The organism is Bordetella genomosp. 7 (assembly GCF_002261415.1).
In the GTDB taxonomy this organism is placed as follows: Bacteria; Pseudomonadota; Gammaproteobacteria; order Burkholderiales; family Burkholderiaceae_B; genus Bordetella_A.
In genome coordinates this window covers 290,466-305,051 of record NZ_NEVI01000019.1, presented here as the reverse complement: position 1 = coordinate 305,051, position 14,586 = coordinate 290,466, and the positions used below count along the sequence as shown (strand labels likewise).

General features: G+C 68.8%; 15 protein-coding genes and 2 pseudogenes. 11 read left to right on the top strand and 6 right to left on the bottom strand.

Annotated features, from left to right (window positions below; all coding sequences use genetic code 11):
- Window positions 1–40 precede the first annotated feature (40 nt).
- Complete coding sequence (locus tag CAL18_RS15835; protein WP_094818276.1) at window positions 41–667, bottom strand: substrate-binding domain-containing protein; 627 nt, start codon at window positions 665–667, stop codon at window positions 41–43.
- 106 nt (window positions 668–773) lie between these two features.
- On the opposite strand from CAL18_RS15835, the gene CAL18_RS15830 reads away from it, so the two are divergent.
- On the top strand, window positions 774–1,073 hold the full coding sequence (locus tag CAL18_RS15830; protein ID WP_003282197.1) for a helix-turn-helix domain-containing protein: 300 nt from the start codon (window positions 774–776) through the stop codon (window positions 1,071–1,073).
- 26 nt (window positions 1,074–1,099) lie between these two features.
- Here CAL18_RS15830 and mobH read toward each other — a convergent pair whose 3' ends face one another.
- From mobH to ppnK, 5 genes and pseudogenes are all read right to left on the bottom strand, one after another.
- Window positions 1,100–2,953 carry a MobH family relaxase gene (gene mobH / locus CAL18_RS15825; RefSeq protein ID WP_094818275.1) on the bottom strand — a complete coding sequence of 618 codons (1,854 nt, stop codon included), beginning with the start codon at window positions 2,951–2,953 and terminating at the stop codon, window positions 1,100–1,102.
- A gap of 203 nt (window positions 2,954–3,156) precedes the next feature.
- The gene (locus CAL18_RS15820) at window positions 3,157–4,077 is read right to left on the bottom strand and encodes a nucleotidyl transferase AbiEii/AbiGii toxin family protein (protein WP_094818274.1); all 921 of its coding nucleotides are present in this window, start codon (window positions 4,075–4,077) and stop codon (window positions 3,157–3,159) included.
- Window positions 4,070–4,828, bottom strand: coding sequence for a type IV toxin-antitoxin system AbiEi family antitoxin domain-containing protein (locus tag CAL18_RS15815; protein ID WP_162500941.1), 759 nt, complete (start codon window positions 4,826–4,828; stop codon window positions 4,070–4,072). Before CAL18_RS15815 ends, CAL18_RS15820 begins: the two co-directional genes overlap by 8 nt.
- A gap of 305 nt (window positions 4,829–5,133) precedes the next feature.
- Window positions 5,134–6,459: pseudogene (locus CAL18_RS20055) on the bottom strand (DNA repair protein RecN); the annotation flags it as partial.
- Between the two features lie 43 nt (window positions 6,460–6,502).
- Window positions 6,503–7,232: pseudogene (ppnK, locus tag CAL18_RS15800) on the bottom strand (NAD(+) kinase).
- Between the two features lie 336 nt (window positions 7,233–7,568).
- Between ppnK and CAL18_RS15795 the strand changes: the two are divergent.
- From CAL18_RS15795 to sctR, 10 genes are read left to right on the top strand one after another with little or no spacing between them, the layout of a single operon-like run.
- A complete protein-coding gene (locus tag CAL18_RS15795; RefSeq protein WP_094818271.1) occupies window positions 7,569–8,198 on the top strand; it encodes a hypothetical protein in 630 nt (209 codons plus the stop codon).
- Window positions 8,199–8,241: 43 nt separating this feature from the next.
- Window positions 8,242–8,448, top strand: coding sequence for a hypothetical protein (locus tag CAL18_RS15790; RefSeq protein WP_094818270.1), 207 nt, complete (start codon window positions 8,242–8,244; stop codon window positions 8,446–8,448).
- A 33-nt stretch (window positions 8,449–8,481) separates the two neighbouring features.
- Entirely contained in the window at window positions 8,482–8,877 is a 396-nt protein-coding gene (locus CAL18_RS15785) for a hypothetical protein (RefSeq protein WP_212589943.1), read from the top strand.
- A 1-nt stretch (window position 8,878) separates the two neighbouring features.
- Window positions 8,879–9,652: a type III secretion system inner membrane ring lipoprotein SctJ gene (gene sctJ, locus CAL18_RS15780; protein ID WP_094818269.1), complete on the top strand. Its 774-nt coding sequence runs from the start codon at window positions 8,879–8,881 to the stop codon at window positions 9,650–9,652.
- Complete coding sequence (locus tag CAL18_RS19765; RefSeq protein WP_170940378.1) at window positions 9,649–10,320, top strand: hypothetical protein; 672 nt, start codon at window positions 9,649–9,651, stop codon at window positions 10,318–10,320. The genes sctJ and CAL18_RS19765 overlap by 4 nt, the downstream gene beginning before the upstream one ends.
- Complete coding sequence (locus CAL18_RS15775) at window positions 10,317–10,922, top strand: HrpE/YscL family type III secretion apparatus protein (protein ID WP_170940377.1); 606 nt, start codon at window positions 10,317–10,319, stop codon at window positions 10,920–10,922. The genes CAL18_RS19765 and CAL18_RS15775 overlap by 4 nt, the downstream gene beginning before the upstream one ends.
- Window positions 10,919–12,331: a FliI/YscN family ATPase gene (locus tag CAL18_RS15770; protein ID WP_249278422.1), complete on the top strand. Its 1,413-nt coding sequence runs from the start codon at window positions 10,919–10,921 to the stop codon at window positions 12,329–12,331. Before CAL18_RS15775 ends, CAL18_RS15770 begins: the two co-directional genes overlap by 4 nt.
- Window positions 12,328–12,810, top strand: coding sequence for a hypothetical protein (locus tag CAL18_RS15765; protein WP_094818267.1), 483 nt, complete (start codon window positions 12,328–12,330; stop codon window positions 12,808–12,810). The genes CAL18_RS15770 and CAL18_RS15765 overlap by 4 nt, the downstream gene beginning before the upstream one ends.
- On the top strand, window positions 12,800–13,912 hold the full coding sequence (gene sctQ, locus CAL18_RS15760) for a type III secretion system cytoplasmic ring protein SctQ (protein WP_170940376.1): 1,113 nt from the start codon (window positions 12,800–12,802) through the stop codon (window positions 13,910–13,912). Before CAL18_RS15765 ends, sctQ begins: the two co-directional genes overlap by 11 nt.
- Window positions 13,905–14,579, top strand: coding sequence for a type III secretion system export apparatus subunit SctR (gene sctR / locus CAL18_RS15755; RefSeq protein WP_283163503.1), 675 nt, complete (start codon window positions 13,905–13,907; stop codon window positions 14,577–14,579). The genes sctQ and sctR overlap by 8 nt, the downstream gene beginning before the upstream one ends.
- Window positions 14,580–14,586 lie beyond the last annotated feature (7 nt).

Sequence of the window (14,586 nt, the reverse complement as noted above, 5' to 3'; positions counted from 1 at the left end):
AATGCGGGATCGTGGCGAAACCGCGATCCCGGCGTATCTGTCAGGACACCAAGCGCGCGCGGCGGGCGAATCTTGCCTGGGTGTCCGACAAGGAAGCGTTGCGGCGCAGCAGGTAAGCCATCACGATCGTTGGTGCGCCGGCCAGCGGCCGCACGGCGATGCCTCGGCGTAGGTAGCTCGCCAGTCTCGCGGCAGGCGCAATGGCGATCCCGTACCCGGCGGCAACCAGCGTCATCGCCACATCGAATGTCTCCACCGTTTGCTCCCGCTCCTGCAGCGCGTTCTCGAACACGCGCTGCACGGTCATGCGCCATGGTTCATCGGCCGTGGACTGCGAGCAGATCAAGGGCTGCGTGAGCACTTCCTCGCACGGCACTTCACGGTAGGCCAGCAGGTGGGAGCGCTTGGCCACGGCGACCGCCAGCGTGTCATGCCACAGCGGCTCGCATACCCAGCCAGGCCACTGCCGGGCAACCGCAGACAAGGCGAAGTCGAAGCCGTCGCCCGGCAGCTCCGCGCCTCGAACGGGATCTGTCCATCCGGCCAGGACGGCATGAGTCTCCGGCTCTTCGGCACGCTGCAGGGCGAGCACGTCGGCGAGCTGGGGAGGCACCCATTCGCCGAGGACGGCCATGCGAATTTCGGCGGTGATGTCACTCGATTCCACGTCCAGCTCCCCCCAGGCGGTGAACTCGTGGCAACTGATCTCGAAGCCGTTGAATGAGTTAAGTTTAACGTGGTTTAAATCGTGACCGTGTTCGACGCTCTTGGCAATGCCAAAGCGTTCGATCCAAAGGGGCCGCCCCACCGGCACCACTACCTACGAAGCGGAACCAGCCATCGCGTTTGGGGCTGCCGTGCGGGAAGAGAGAACCAACCAGGGTATCGCTCAGGAAACGCTGGCTCACATGGCCGGCATCGAGCGGTCTCACATGGGCAAGATCGAGCGCGGCGAGCATGTCCCCACGCTCCCCCTCATCCTCAAGATCGCCCGTGCGCTGAAATGCAGTTCCGCCCACTTGATGACTCTGACCGAAGCCAAGCTGGCAGAGTCGGCCCCATCCGCGGATTGAAGCCGGCCTGCGCAGCGGCCGCACGCCTACCCCTGATCGTCGTTGTCCTTGCCCCCAAGGGCTGAATCTTCGCGCGTTGCGGCCTCGTTGAGGAGCCGCAGGTATGGGTTGTCTGGCGGCGTCTCCTGGAACAGCGCATCCGGGCTGACGAGCAGGTAGCCGTGCAGCCGGCGCGACTTGCGCGGCCCCGTGACTTCGCAGGTCCAGATGTTCAGCCCGCTCGGCTGCTTGCGGTGCTGTCCCAGCTTCTCGAAGCGCTTCTGTACCCACTGCCACCCCTCCAGCTTCTCCTGCTTGGCCAGCGCGGCGACTTGAAGGTACTCCTGCGCGTAGCGCTGGAACACGCCGGGGCTGACGAGGTAGGTCGTACCGGCGACGGTATGCACCAGGGCCTTGGCGTCGTTGATGATGAGCTTGCGCGTCTGGATGCTCTGACGCAGCCAGGCCATGAAGTGCGCCCCGGAGGGCTCCGCGCGATCCTGGGAAGGCGCGAGGCCCATCTGCGGCGGGGGCACGGTCGAAGGGGCCGGCTCGGGCTCGGCAACAGGGGAACTCGGGATCTCCGGTGCCGTGGGTGGAGCGGTGTCGCCCAGCAGGTCGAGCAGCGCGGCCACGCCGGTGTCCATGGCTGCGGATGCGACCGGCGCCGTGCTCGCGGATGCAGCTTCGATGCCTTCCGCGCGCGGCCCATCGGCCACCGCCGGCGCCTGCGGCGTCGGCTCCGCTTGTTCCTCTTCGACCTGCACACGGCCTGCGAACGGCGCCGGCCGGTCGGCGGCATCCCAGATCATCGCCGGCGAGAGTTTCAGGAAGGTGAAGGCGTGCGACCAGCCGGCCTCGCTGGTGACCGCAGCCTTCCAGATCGCCTTGCCATCCGGCGTCGGTTGCACGATGCCGTGATCCTGCAGCACGTTGAACACCGCCGTATTGCTCGCCGGGATGCCGTCGATGCCCTGCGACAGCAGATGTGCGCGCAGCTTGTCGGAGACGGTCTTGCTCACCAGCCACAGGGCGTCTTGGGTCAGCCAGCCGTCCGCCGGGCCGGCCTGGTTCAACTTGAATTCTTCCTTGAGCAGGTAGCGCAAGCCGTCGAGCAATTTGCGTTGCAGCGCATGCTTGGGCGCCGCCAGCGCCTTGCTGGGATCGCCGCCGAGCTCCTGGGCGACCGATGCCTGATCGGCCTGCACGACCAGCTCGCCGAGCGTGCCGGCGTGCTCGTACTGGCCGGCCAGCACGTACAGCAGCGCGGCCCAGAGGTCGGGATAGCCGCTGAGCCAGTCGAAGATGTCCCGATCGAGAAGGCGCGCGTAGAGCAGCCCGGTGGCGGCGCTGTGCAGGCGGTACTCGCGCTCCTTTCGGTAACGGAAGCGGTAGGGCTTTCGCAGCGGGCCGTGCCAGGGATGCCAGACGCTGCCGTCGGCATGCTCGACGTGCAGATCGACCGCGATCTTGCCGATGTCGTGCAGCAGGGATGCGTAGGCCGTGCCTGCGGTCCAGGCTTCGGCCTGGGCCGCCTGTGCCTCCGGCGTGACGCCCGCAGGCAGCAGGTATGACTGCCGCAATTTCAGCGCATAGGCGACGATCTCCAGGCCGTGGTCCAGCATGCCGCCCGGATAGGCGTGGTGGTGGTTCTCGGAAGCCGGGAACTGCTGGACCAGCTCGGCGTAGCGCTCCAGTGGGCCGAGGTAGAGCGTGGCGAACTGTCGGCGCGAGAGCGATGTGCGCTGCCAGATGTGTTCCAGCAGTTTCTGCCGACGCGGCGTGGCCAGCAGCGATGCGGCCGACTCCGGCCGCATCGACCCTTTCGGAGTTTCGATGGCGGAGGTGGGCGGCGTGCCGGCGGTGGGTGGCACCCGTTTGCGCTGGAACAGCGAGAGCATGGCGAACCCCAGATGACGGGCTGCTCGGGGGCGCCTTTTGGCCTTTTCAGGATAGGGCCTTTCCCCTTGGCGCCCTTCCTTTGCCCCTTCCCAGCCCTTTGGCCTTTGTCGGAAGCCTTTGGGTATAGGGCCGCTGCTGCGCGGGTGCCACGATGAATGCGGCATGGGGCAATCCCGGCAAGTGGGGCGCTGCGGGATGTTCGTCAGCTCTGGCCCAAGCCGGTGTCGAGGGCGGCGGATTGCGCTGTGAAGTCGTCGGGACGGCGCTTGCGGAAGGTTTCGAGATTGGCGAGCTTCCAGCGCAGTGCCGGCAGTTGCGCGGCGTGCTGGCACTGCACCAGCGACCAGTCCGGTTCTGCGCGCGCCAGCCCGCTCAGAAACTGCTTGTGCGCGGTGCTCAGTCGCTGTGGCAGTTCGCGCCGCAGCCTGGCGCGAGCGTCGAGCAGTGTCTCCAGGGAGCAGTCCACTTCGGTCATGCCGACAAAGGCCCGCTCGTACTCGCCGGCGATGTCCTTGTCGTTGCCGAACAGCACTTCGTGGGGCGGCCGGTTGTGGCCCGCCAGATAGATCACGAAGCACTCGACCATGCCGTCGCTGATGTCGCCCGATTCGTAGAGCTGCCACACGTCGAACAGGTCGCGGGGGTGCTGCCGATCCAGCGCGGCCACCAGCTTGCTGGCGTACAGCTCGTCCGGTGCCAGAACCGGCAGCTCGAACTCGACGCCGAACAGATCGCTGGTCTTGGCGCTCAGCGGCCGCCGCTCGACGGGCAGCACGCTGCCTCGGAACACGACGTTGACCTCGATCTTCACCTGGTTGGCGTCGTTCTCGACGATCAGCTTGGTGTCCCCCAGGTCCTTGGCGCGAACCAGGCGTGTCTGCACGCCCAGTGGTGCAACGCGCGCGGCGATGGCGGCCAGCTCCTGGTTGATGGCTTGCAGCGCTTCGTCGCGTGGCGTCTGCCACGGGAGGTACACCACGTCGATGTCCACCGACAGGCGCGGCATGTCCCGCACGAAGAGGTTGATGGCCGTGCCGCCCTTCATGGCGAAGATGTCGTTGGCGAACACGTCGGGCGCGACGGCCAGCAGCAGGCGAACGGTGTCCGCGTAGGTCTTATCCATGAGGTCTCAGGCTCAGCAAGGTGCCGTCATCGAGCCGGCTCATCCAGCGCGTGTTGCTGCCGGTGCGAACCGGGTACTGCTCCAGCAGGGCATCGACATCCACGAGGCTGGTCTCGCGCGCCCAGGTGAGGAACAGGCGCACGGCCTTCACGCTGGCGCAGCAGGACAGCAGTTGCCCGAGCACGTCCTTGCGGGGGGAACGCAGTCCATCGAAGAGGTTGCGGGCCTCTTCGAGGCTCTGCTTGACGCCGGCTTCGTACAGCAGCTCCAGAACGGCACGCTCGGGGGCTGCCACCCGCAGATCCTCGGGCAGGCCAGGCGGCGTGGCCAGGGTCTTGCTGGCCAGCGCCGTATCCGGCCAGTCGAACAGGCGGGCGTGGACATAGCGGGCCGGAAAGCGCGAAGTGAACCAAGCCGGCAACGCGAAGCGACCGTCGCCCCACAGCACCAGCGCCTCCCGGCTGCCCAGGTTGTGCCGCACACCCTGCAGGGCCAGGGCGCTCTTGCCGCCGACGTGCAGGCCGGGCACGCGCTGTTGCAGGAACTTCAGCGCACCGTAGACCCCGAACTCATCGTTCGGGAAGGCATAGACGCCATGGGCCAGGCGCACGAGCCACCCGCCGTCGGCATAGTGGGCGGCGAGCTGGGGCGACACCCCGAACTGGCTCAGGGTGGCAAGGTCGAACGGCGCCCCGCGGGGGAGTCCCGCCTGCAGCCGCTTGATTACCTGGTGCCGAGAATTTCCATCCATGTTATAAAAATAACACGGAATCCAATCAGCCCCTAGAGCCATTGCAAGAACGTGCAGAGAAAGTAGCATAAGGTTTGATTTATATTGCAGAATCTAATCGCCCTGCGACCCAGGCCGACCCGGCTCTGCCAGCCGCAACCCGCCCTCCTGATCGCGGTCTATGCTGGAGGGCAAGCCACGACCGGCCACTCCGCGAGGTGAGGCACCACTGAAGCCGAGGCACATGAGCATGACCACCAACACGCACAACGGGCGCTGGAGCCACCGGCTGGGCCGGGGGGCTGGCCGTGCCTGGCGTGGATACCTGCGCCGTGCGCCTCGGTCTTGCTGACCCGGTGGCGCACGGCCACGCAGGCGGCCACTGGGTCAGGCCCGTGAAGCACAGCATCTGGTGGCGCTCGACCACTTCGGCCACCGCGCTGCTGTCCACCTTGTCGAAAATGAGGGTGGGCGCCCGCGCGGCGCGGCTGGCGATGACCGACAGCGCCAAGGAGATACGCGCCAGTTCTCCGCCCGACGCGACCTTGGCCAGGGCGCGAGGCGTGGTGCCGGCGTGCCCGGCGATGGCGAACTCGACGGTCTCCAGCCCGCTGGCCGACGACGGCGATTCGTGCAGTTGCGTTTCGAACTTACCGCCTTGCATGGCCAATTGCTGCATGGCATCGGAGACGCGCTTGCCGAGGTCCTTGGCGGCCTTTTTTGCGGGCGCCGCCCAACTGCACGGCGCTTTGCCGGAAGGCCGCCTCGGCCTGCTGGCACTGGCGGCGCAGCGTTTCGAGGTAGGCGGCTTCTCCAATCTCGCGCAGGCGCTGGTGCAGGTCGTCGCGAAGGACTGTCAGGGCGCTAGGCTCCACGCGCAGCTGGTGTGCCAGGTCGAAGGCGGTACCCATCCGATCCTCCACTTGCGCCAGACGCAGAGGGTCGAGGTCCAGTCTGGCCAGGTAGCTTCGCAGGTCGGATATCGCCTCGGATACGGCGATGCGCTGGGTGGCGGCCGTCAGCCTGGGCTGTAGCGCGTCTTCGTCGTCGTCCAGCGCCGCGAGGGTCTGCTGGGCGCCCTCCAACAGCGATTGGGCGTGGGCCAGGCGGTCGTGTTCGGCATGCAGGCTTTCCCACTCCTAAGAGATCCAGGCGGTCGAGTTCGTCGGCCTGCCATTGCAGGCGGTCGCGTTCGGTGGCCAGAATGCTGGCGTCGCGTTCGGCGGCTTCCAGCCGGCTGGCGGTCTGCCGCCACGCCTTCCAGGCCTGCGCCACGGCTTGCCGCAGTTCGGCATGGTCGCCGTTGGCATTCTGCAGATCGCGCTGGGCATCGGCGCGCAGCAGGCTCTGGTGCGCGTGCTGTCCGTGGATGTCGACCAGTTGGTCGCCCAGTTCGTTGCTGGCGTCGATGTCGCGTTCGGCGAGCCAGGCCTGCTGCGCGTCGCTGGCATCGAACACCGCGCTGATGTTCGCCCGTCTGGTGCCTTCGCGCAGCATGCCGGCGTCGGCCCGCCCGGAACAAGATCCAGGGCATCGATCAGTATGGGCTTGCCCGCGTCGGTTTTGCCGGAAAACACCGTGAAGCCCGGGCTGAAGGCGATCTCCGCCTCTTCGACGATGACGATGTCACGGATGTGCAGGGCGCGCAGCATGGGGTCACTCGGCTCCTTCGCTGGTTTGCTTCGGCAGGCGGTTTCAGTAGAGCTTGCGCGGCAGGGTGGAAAAGAAGCTGTAGCCCAGCGGATGCAGGAACCGGATGGTGTGGGGCGCGCGGCGCACTTCGATGCGGTCTCCGGGCTGCAGGTCGGACCAGGGTTTGCATGTCGAAATGCACGCGGGCGCCGTGGTCGACCCGGCCCATCGCCGTGAGCGTGAGCTCGAGCACGGCGTCGTCAGGCAGCACGATGGGACGATGCGACAGCATCTGGGCAGCGACGGGCACAAGCAGCATGGCGTTGAGGCTGGGATGGAGGATGGGCCCGTCGGCCGACAGCGCGTAGGCCGCCGACCCGGTGGCCGTGGACACGATGAGCCCGTCGGCCCGCTGCGTGTACATAGAGGTGCCGTCGACGTCCAGGCGCACCTCGATCATCCCGTCGCGCCCCGCGCGGTTGAGCACCACGTCCTTCAGCGCCGAGGCGCGGAACATGATTTCGTCGCCGCGCACCACGCAGCCGGTCAGCAGCATGCGATCATCGGCCTCGTAGCTGCCGCGCCGCCCCAGCAAGGTGCCGTCGCCGCCGACCACGATGGCCAGGTCGACCCGCTGGCCGAGCGGCTCTTAGGTCGCGGCGTCGAAACCCGGGGCGCCGGTGTTGCAAGCCATGTCCGCCTCGATCAGCACCGTGCGGCCGGCCTCGCCGAGCATGGTCTCCAGGCCGGAAGCCTGGTATCGGCCGATCAAGGCGACGGTTGGAAAATGCATGGGCAAAGGCGCATCAGTAGTCACTGTCCGATTGTAGGGGGCACATCGGCCCGCCGTACCAGATAAAAAGATCGCCGTAACGCCGCGAGTTCCCCCATCGCATCGACCTCGACCATGGCGGGCCCGCTCGAAAGACATCCCGACCAAGCCGAGACATGTTTCGTCGCGTTCTGTCACGCCGCCGCCCTCCTAGTTTGCAGCTGCGGCGCGCCGGAAAAGAATTCATACAGACTGCGTCTTTGCTTTCAAATTTGGGCCGGCCGGCGGCGCAGATGAAACGGGGCTGTCATCGCGCATTTCTACAATCACCGCGTGGCAACAGATGGGAGGTGCGCAGTGCGATATGGCGAGCATGACATCCTGATCGCATTGGGTCCGCTCACCGCGATGCTGGCCTTGCTGGGCCTGGGCCTGGGCCTGGGGGCGTCGCCCGCCGCGCTGGCTGAGCAGGCGTGGCAATCGCAGCCCTACGCCTACCGAATCGTCGAGCAGGACCTGCGCGATGTGTTGCTGGAATTCGGACGCAACACCGGCATGCCCGTGACCGTCTCCAAAGCCGTCAAAGGCACGGTGCGCGGCGGACCGCGGGCGCGTGAGGCCGGCGAGTTCCTGGCGCAGTTGAGCCTGTCCCACGGCCTGAGCTGGTACGAGGATGGCGGCACCTTGCACGTGTACGCCTTGAGCGAACACCAGACGCGATGGCTGCCCGCCGCGCACCTGGATGCCGCGGCACGCCGGCGATTCGCCCAGGATTGGCGCGCGCGGGGCAACCGTGTGGCCGTCTCGGCCGATGCCGCCTCGGCGCAACTGATCGTGCACGGCCCTTCTCCCTTTCAAGAGCGTGTGGCGCAAGCCTTGCAAGCCTTGCAAGCCCTGCGTGCGCCTGCACGCGCTGCGGGCGGCGCCCACCAGGTCAAGGTTTTTCGAGGTTCCGCAGGCGGACAGGTCGTGTCCCTGCCCCGCTGATCGTTTCCGCGCCCTCGGGCGCATTACACCCCAGGAGAAATGCATGGCCGTCACGCCCATCGATCCCAACGCCGCCACCGGCAGCCAACAGCAAGCCCAGTTCGACAGCACCGTCGACAACGCAAAGGAAACGCTCAGCGAAGAAGCGCTCACCGAGCGACTCGTCGAGGGGGCGGTCATCGTGGCCGGACAGATGATCATCATGCCGCGCGCCAACGAGATCCTCAGCGAAGGCATGTCCGAGGATTGAGTCCGCAGCAAGCCGCACCGAGATAGGAAAGCCATGGAAACCGCATTCAGCCCCTTGCCGCCGCCGCTGCCGCCCGATGGTGCGCAGCAGGTCAACCCATCCGCGCAAAACCTCTTCGAAGCCATGGCGATGCAGGCCCGGGCGGAACAAGGCGCGGGCCTGGGCGACTTGGGGCAGGGGCTGATCGATCACCTGGATGGCTTCCTGGATCGCTCGCGGGCGTTCGCAGAACGCGCGCAGGCCGCTCGCGATCCCCAGTCTGCGCAGGCTCGCACCGAGCCGGCGCAGGGCGGGCCGCGCGACCTGCGGGTCGAGCGTGTGCTCGATTCGCTGAACGCCATGTTCGATCATTCGATCGAGACGCAGATGGTGGTGCGCGGCGCCACGCAGATGGCGGGCTCGGTCAATACCCTGCTCAGGGGGCAGTAGCATGGCCTTGCGGGTGGGGCGCGCATGGCGCGTGGCCTTGCTGATCGCGGCGACCTTGCTGTTGCAGGCGTGCAAGACCGAACTCTATACCGGCCTGGACGAACGCCAGGCCAACAGCATGGCTGCGGTGCTGATGCAGAACGGCATCCCCGCCGAGCGGCGTGCCGGCGAAGACGGCGGCCTGACGCTCTACGTGGAGGAGAGCCGCTTTGCCGAAGCCGTGCGCCTGCTCGACGCGGCGGGACTGCCGCAGCAGCGCTTTGCGACCCTTGGCGAAGTGTTCCAGAGCAACGGCCTGGTGTCCTCGCCGACGCAGGAGCGGGCGCAGTTCATCTATGCCATGAGCCAGGAGCTGTCTCACACGGTCTCGCAGATGGACGGCGTGCGCGCGGCGCGCGTGCACGTGGTGATTCCCGAGAACGACATGCTCAAGCGCGGCGCCCAGCCGTCGTCGGCATCGGTGTTCATCAGCTACGAGCCGGACATGGAGATCGATTCCCTGATTCCGAAGCTCAAGGCGCTGGTGGCCGGCAGTATTTCGGGACTGGACTATGAGCGGGTGTCGGTGATTTCCGTGCCGGCGGCCGCCGTGCCCGCGGCGCCCTTGCCCCAGATGGCCAGCTTCCTGGGGCTGGACATGCCGGCCCGCAGCGCGCGCAGGGCGGGCTGGCTGTTGGCCATGGGCATGCTGGCGGGCGGCGCGCTGGCCGCGGCGGCCACTTGGTATGCGTTGCGCAGACGGCGCGACGCCGCGCTCTACCGGCTTGAACCATGAACGGCGCCGGACAGCAAGCCGGGCCCGCCGCCTGGCAGGCCCATGTGAAGGCGCCTTTGCCGGCGGTGCACGCGAGCCATCTGCGGGCTTGCCTGGGGCCGCTGGCGCCGGCCGGCGACGCGGTGCTGGCGCGCATGCTGGCTACGCCCCGCGTCGCGGCCGCCTGGACCGACGCCTTGATCTCGCACTACGGCCTGGCTCCCATGTCTGGATGGCAGCCGGATCCGCGCGACGTCGGCGCCGTGGCGCTGCCCGCGGCGCAATGGCCCGCCTACGCGCGCGCCTGCGGCCTGCTGTGGTGGGCCGACGCACTCTCGCGCGAACTGCGCGCACCGGTGTTGCGCGCCGTGCAGGCGGCATGCGGCGAACGGTGCTGGGACTGGGTCCGCGCCGGCCGGCGCATCGAAAGCGGCGAACCGGCGGCACCGTCGCCGGCATGGGAGGCCGGCGAGCCCGCGGCGATACGAAGCGCCATCGATGACATGGGATGGCGGTGCCTGCTGGCATGGCGGCAAGCATTGGACGAACCGCTGCGCGGCTGGGTGGCCTTGAAGTGGCCGGTGGGCGCGGCGCCGGCGGCTCCGGACCTGCCGGGCGCGGAGAGGGCAGCCGGACTGGTGCGCCAGGCTGCGGCGATGCTGGCCGGCAAGGAAATGGAACTGCCATGACGGATACCCGTTCAAGCCGGAACGACCCCCCCGGCGCTCCCATCATACGGGCCGAGCGCGCGGCGGCTTGGCACGAGAGTCAGGAAGTGCTGCAACGCGCCCGCGAGCAAGCCGCACAGGCGCAGGCCCAGGCAAGCGCTGCCGCCGAGGCGGCCCGCCGGGAGGGCTGGCAGGCGGGCTTCGAGGCGGGCCGACAGGCCGGCGCGCAAGCGGCCGCACAACTGGCCTTGCAGACCGCCGCCGCGCGCGAGCGCTATCTGCAGACGCTGGTCCCGGGTTTGCAGGCCGCCTTGTTGCAGGCGCTGCGCCAGATACTGGATGACCTGGACGCCGCCGCGCTGGTGGCCGGCGCGGCGCGGCGGGCCGTGGCGGATCTGCGCGCGGGCAACACCGCCACCCTGCGCGTACCGATGGCGCTGCGCGATGCCGTGCAGGCGCGCCTGGCGCCATTCGACTCCGAGGCGCTGGTGCTGCGCGGCGACGCCGCGCTGGATGGCACGCAGTGTTTTCTGGACACGCCTTTGGGCACCATTGCGCTGTCGCCGCATACGCAATGGGAGCGCCTGCGCGAGGCGCTCCAGGATCCGGGAGCCGAGGCATGAGCCGGCACGGCGGTCCCGGGCGCGAAGCCTCCCTCGGAGAGGCGGTCGCGCAGCGACAGGTGGGCAGCGCGGTCGGCCGCGCAGGCGCGCATACGGCGCCCGAAGATCCCCTGCAAAGCCTGATGGCGCGCGTCGCGGGCGCGCGCACCCGGCCTTTGCTCGGGCGCGTGTTGGGCGTGCGCGGCCTGATGGTGCGTGCGTGGCTGCCTGGCGCCAGGCTGGGCGAAGCCTGCGAAATCTCCGGCGACGCCGGCCAGGCCGGCATTCCCGCCGAGGTGATCGGGTTCGATGAGGACACGGCACTGCTGGCCCCCATCGGCGATCTGCACGGCGTGCGCGCGGGCGATTGCGTCATGCGGGATGCGCAGGCGTTTTCGGTACGGGTGGGCGATGCGCTGCTCGGCCAGGTGATCGATGCGTTCGGCCAGCGCCTCGATGGCGGGGCGGCCGTGCCCGGCGGGCAGCGCCGCGCCGTGAATGCCGAGGCGCCCCCGGCCATGTCGCGCCAGCGCATACGCGCGGCGCTGCCGCTGGGGGTGCGGGCCATCGACGGCCTGCTCACGGTGGCGCGCGGCCAGCGGGTTGGCATCTTCGGCGAGCCCGGCGCGGGCAAGTCTTCGCTGTTGTCCAGCATCCTTGCCGGTACCCAGGCCGACGTCATCGTATTGGCCCTGATCGGCGAACGTGGCCGCGAGGTGCGCGAGTGGCTGGAGGATGGCGTGCCCGAGCGGGCGCGTGCGCGCACCGTGGCGGTGGTGGCCACTTCGGACCGCCCGGCCATGGAGCGGGTCAAGGCCGCGGAAACCGCCACCTGCGTGGCCGAGTACTTCCGCGACCAGGGGCGCGACGTGCTGCTGATGATGGACAGCGTTACCCGCTATGCCCGCGCGCGTCGCGAAATCGGGCTTGCGGCGGGCGAGCCGCCGACCCGCCGGGGTTATCCGCCTTCCTTGTTCGCCGCGCTGCCGAGGCTGTTCGAGCGCGCGGGACCCGCCGCCGCGGGCTCCATCACGGGCCTGTACGCCGTCCTTACCGAAAGCGATGGCGAAGTCGATCCCATTGCCGAGGAGGTTACTTCCATCGTCGACGGACACATCGTGCTGGACGCGAAGCTGGCGCGCAGCAACCGGTTTCCCGCCATCGACGTACTGCGCAGCCGCAGCCGCCTGATGGATCAGGTGGTCGATGGCGCGCAGGCCGAGGCGGCAGCGGCATTGCGCGATGCGATGTCGCGGTACGCCGAGGTGGAACTGCTGCGCCGCCTGGGCGAGTACACGGAAGGGGTGGACCCGCTGACCGATCGCGCCATCGCGCGTCACGACGCCATCGAGCGCTTCCTGCGTCAGGGCCGGCACGAGCGGGCCGAGTATGCCGACACGCAAGCGCGCCTGCGGGAGCTGGCGCAATGACCCTGGACTGGCAGACCGCCGTGGCGACTCACGCGCGCCGCGCCCGCCACGAAGACCTTGCCCGCGTGCAGCGGCAGCAATGCGCCAGCCGCTGCGAACGCCTGGCGCAGGCCTTGGCCCAGGCCGAGGCGGCGCATCGGCGCGACTGCCTGCAGCGCGAACAGCAGGCGCAGGCCCGTTGGCATGCCTTGATGCGCGCGCCTTTCGACAGCGCGACAGTGCAGGCCGAAGAAGAGGCCGCGCAGCGCGACCGCTGGACGGCCGAGGCCTCGCAGGCGGCCCTGGCCCGCCACCACGAGGCGCTGTCCCGGGCCCGCGCCGAACTGGCGCGCCTGGCGGGCGTCCACGCGCAGGCGCAGCGGCGCCTGCATGCCTGGCAGGAAACCCTCGACGCGCTCAGGCGCCAGCGGTCTCGGCGAGCGCAGCGCCGGCTGGAGGATGCGATGGACGAGGCAAGGGGAGCGCGCCATGCGGATTGAGACGGCATGCCACGCGCTGCTGTGGGATGAAATCGCCCCGGCGGTCGGCGCGCGAGCGCCGTCGCGCCTGGCGCCGGTCGCCTCCGTGCTGGGTGGCCAGCCGGTGCAACTGCACGTAGCGCGCGCCGACGGGGACCGCCAAGCCGGCGGGCTCGCCGCTGGCACCTGCACGCTCGCCTACCAGTTGGGGCAAGCGCCGCTGCGCCTGCATCTGTCGCCGGTCCTGCTCGACACCTTGCTGTCCGTGGCCGGCTTGCCGGGCGAGGCGGCATGGCAAGCGGCCAGCGCCGCCTCGCGTCACACCGCGATGGCGTTCCTGCTGGATCGCCTGGCCGCGCAGGTCGAGGCTGCCACCGGCGAGTCCTTGACGCCCTTGCCGATGGCGAAGGCCGCGCCGGCGGCGGACGTCCACGGCGGCCTGCCCGACGGCCAGGCGCGTTTTTCGGTGACGGTGACGGGGCTCGCGTCCGCCGCCGGGGCGTCCGGGCCGGCGCCGCGGAGTACGCCCGCGCAGCCGAACGGGCCTTTGCTGGCGTGGCTGGATCTGCCCGCCGCGCTGGGCGAACGTCTGTCGGCCTTGCCCGCGCTGCCTCCCGATCCGCAAGCGTTCGCCGATCTGCTTCTGTCCGCCAGCCTGCAGGCCGGCTGGCAGGTTCTGACCGTGGCCCAGCTCATGTCGCTCGCCGCCGGCGATGTCGTGCTGCTGCGCGCGCCCACGCACGATATGCGCCTGGTGGTACAGACGCGCCTGGCGGCAGCCGTGCGCTGGCAAGAGCAGGCATGCGTTCTGGCCACCCCCTTGCATCCGCTGGATGCGCACGAAGGAGACCTATCCATGGAAAACGCCGTGGCGGCCGCGCCGCACGACGATGTCGAGAGCCTGGCGCAGCTGCCGTTGACGCTGGTCTGCGAGGTGGGCCAGGTGTCGCTGACCTTGGCCGAGGTGCGCAGCCTGCAGACGGGCAGCGTGCTGCCCCTGGCGCGCGGTCCGCAGCAGGCGGTAGACCTGAAGGTCAACGGCCGCCGCGTGGGACAGGGCGAACTGGTGCGCATCGACGAGCAGTTGGGCGTGCGTATCGTGAGGCTGGCCGCGCATGACTGAGGTGGGAGAGGTGGCGCAGTACGAGCCGAGCCTGGCCGGCATCATCCTGGTCGTGGCGCTGGTGGGGCTGGTGCCTTTGGCGGTGGTGACCATGACCGGCTTCCTGAAGATCGCCGTCGTGCTGTTCCTGATCCGCAATGCGCTGGGCGTGCAGCAGACCCCGCCCAACCTGGTGCTCTACGGTATCGCGCTGATTCTGGCCGGCTACGTGACCGCGCCCCTGGTGGGCGAGATATCCCACCAGTTCCAGGGGGCGCCCCCGCGGCTGGAGTCGGTGCAGGACATGCGAGACATCGCCGACCGCGTGCGAGGCCCCGTGCAGGCGCACCTGTCGCGTTATGCCCAGCCCGAAGAGCGCGAATTCTTTCTCAACGCGACCGAGGGGCTGTGGTCCGAACAGGCCAGGGCAGACCTGCGCGACGACGATCTGGTCGTGCTGGTGCCGGCCTTCGTGGGTTCGGAACTGACCCGCGCGTTCGAGATCGGTTTCCTGCTCTACATCCCTTTTCTCGTCATCGACCTGATCGTCTCAAACGTGCTCATGGCCATGGGCATGATGATGGTCTCGCCCACGCTCATTTCGGTGCCGCTCAAGATCTTCCTGTTCGTGGTGGTCGATGGCTGGTCCAGGCTGATGCACGGCCTGATCACGAGCTATGCGGGCTAGGGGGCGG

Excerpts from the sequence above, each read along its gene's own strand:
- sctR (WP_283163503.1), top strand. The coding sequence starts at position 13,905 with ATGACTGAGGTGGGAGAGGTGGCGCAGTACGAGCCGAGCCTGGCCGGC.
- CAL18_RS15790 (WP_094818270.1), top strand. The coding sequence starts at position 8,242 with ATGGCCGTCACGCCCATCGATCCCAACGCCGCCACCGGCAGCCAACAG.
- mobH (WP_094818275.1), bottom strand. The coding sequence starts at position 2,953 with ATGCTCTCGCTGTTCCAGCGCAAACGGGTGCCACCCACCGCCGGCACG.
- CAL18_RS19765 (WP_170940378.1), top strand. The coding sequence starts at position 9,649 with ATGAACGGCGCCGGACAGCAAGCCGGGCCCGCCGCCTGGCAGGCCCAT.
- CAL18_RS15785 (WP_212589943.1), top strand. The coding sequence starts at position 8,482 with ATGGAAACCGCATTCAGCCCCTTGCCGCCGCCGCTGCCGCCCGATGGT.
- sctQ (WP_170940376.1), top strand. The coding sequence starts at position 12,800 with ATGCGGATTGAGACGGCATGCCACGCGCTGCTGTGGGATGAAATCGCC.
- CAL18_RS15775 (WP_170940377.1), top strand. The coding sequence starts at position 10,317 with ATGACGGATACCCGTTCAAGCCGGAACGACCCCCCCGGCGCTCCCATC.
- CAL18_RS15770 (WP_249278422.1), top strand. The coding sequence starts at position 10,919 with ATGAGCCGGCACGGCGGTCCCGGGCGCGAAGCCTCCCTCGGAGAGGCG.
- sctJ (WP_094818269.1), top strand. The coding sequence starts at position 8,879 with ATGGCCTTGCGGGTGGGGCGCGCATGGCGCGTGGCCTTGCTGATCGCG.
- CAL18_RS15815 (WP_162500941.1), bottom strand. The coding sequence starts at position 4,828 with ATGGATGGAAATTCTCGGCACCAGGTAATCAAGCGGCTGCAGGCGGGA.
- CAL18_RS15765 (WP_094818267.1), top strand. The coding sequence starts at position 12,328 with ATGACCCTGGACTGGCAGACCGCCGTGGCGACTCACGCGCGCCGCGCC.
- CAL18_RS15830 (WP_003282197.1), top strand. The coding sequence starts at position 774 with ATGCCAAAGCGTTCGATCCAAAGGGGCCGCCCCACCGGCACCACTACC.
- CAL18_RS15820 (WP_094818274.1), bottom strand. The coding sequence starts at position 4,077 with ATGGATAAGACCTACGCGGACACCGTTCGCCTGCTGCTGGCCGTCGCG.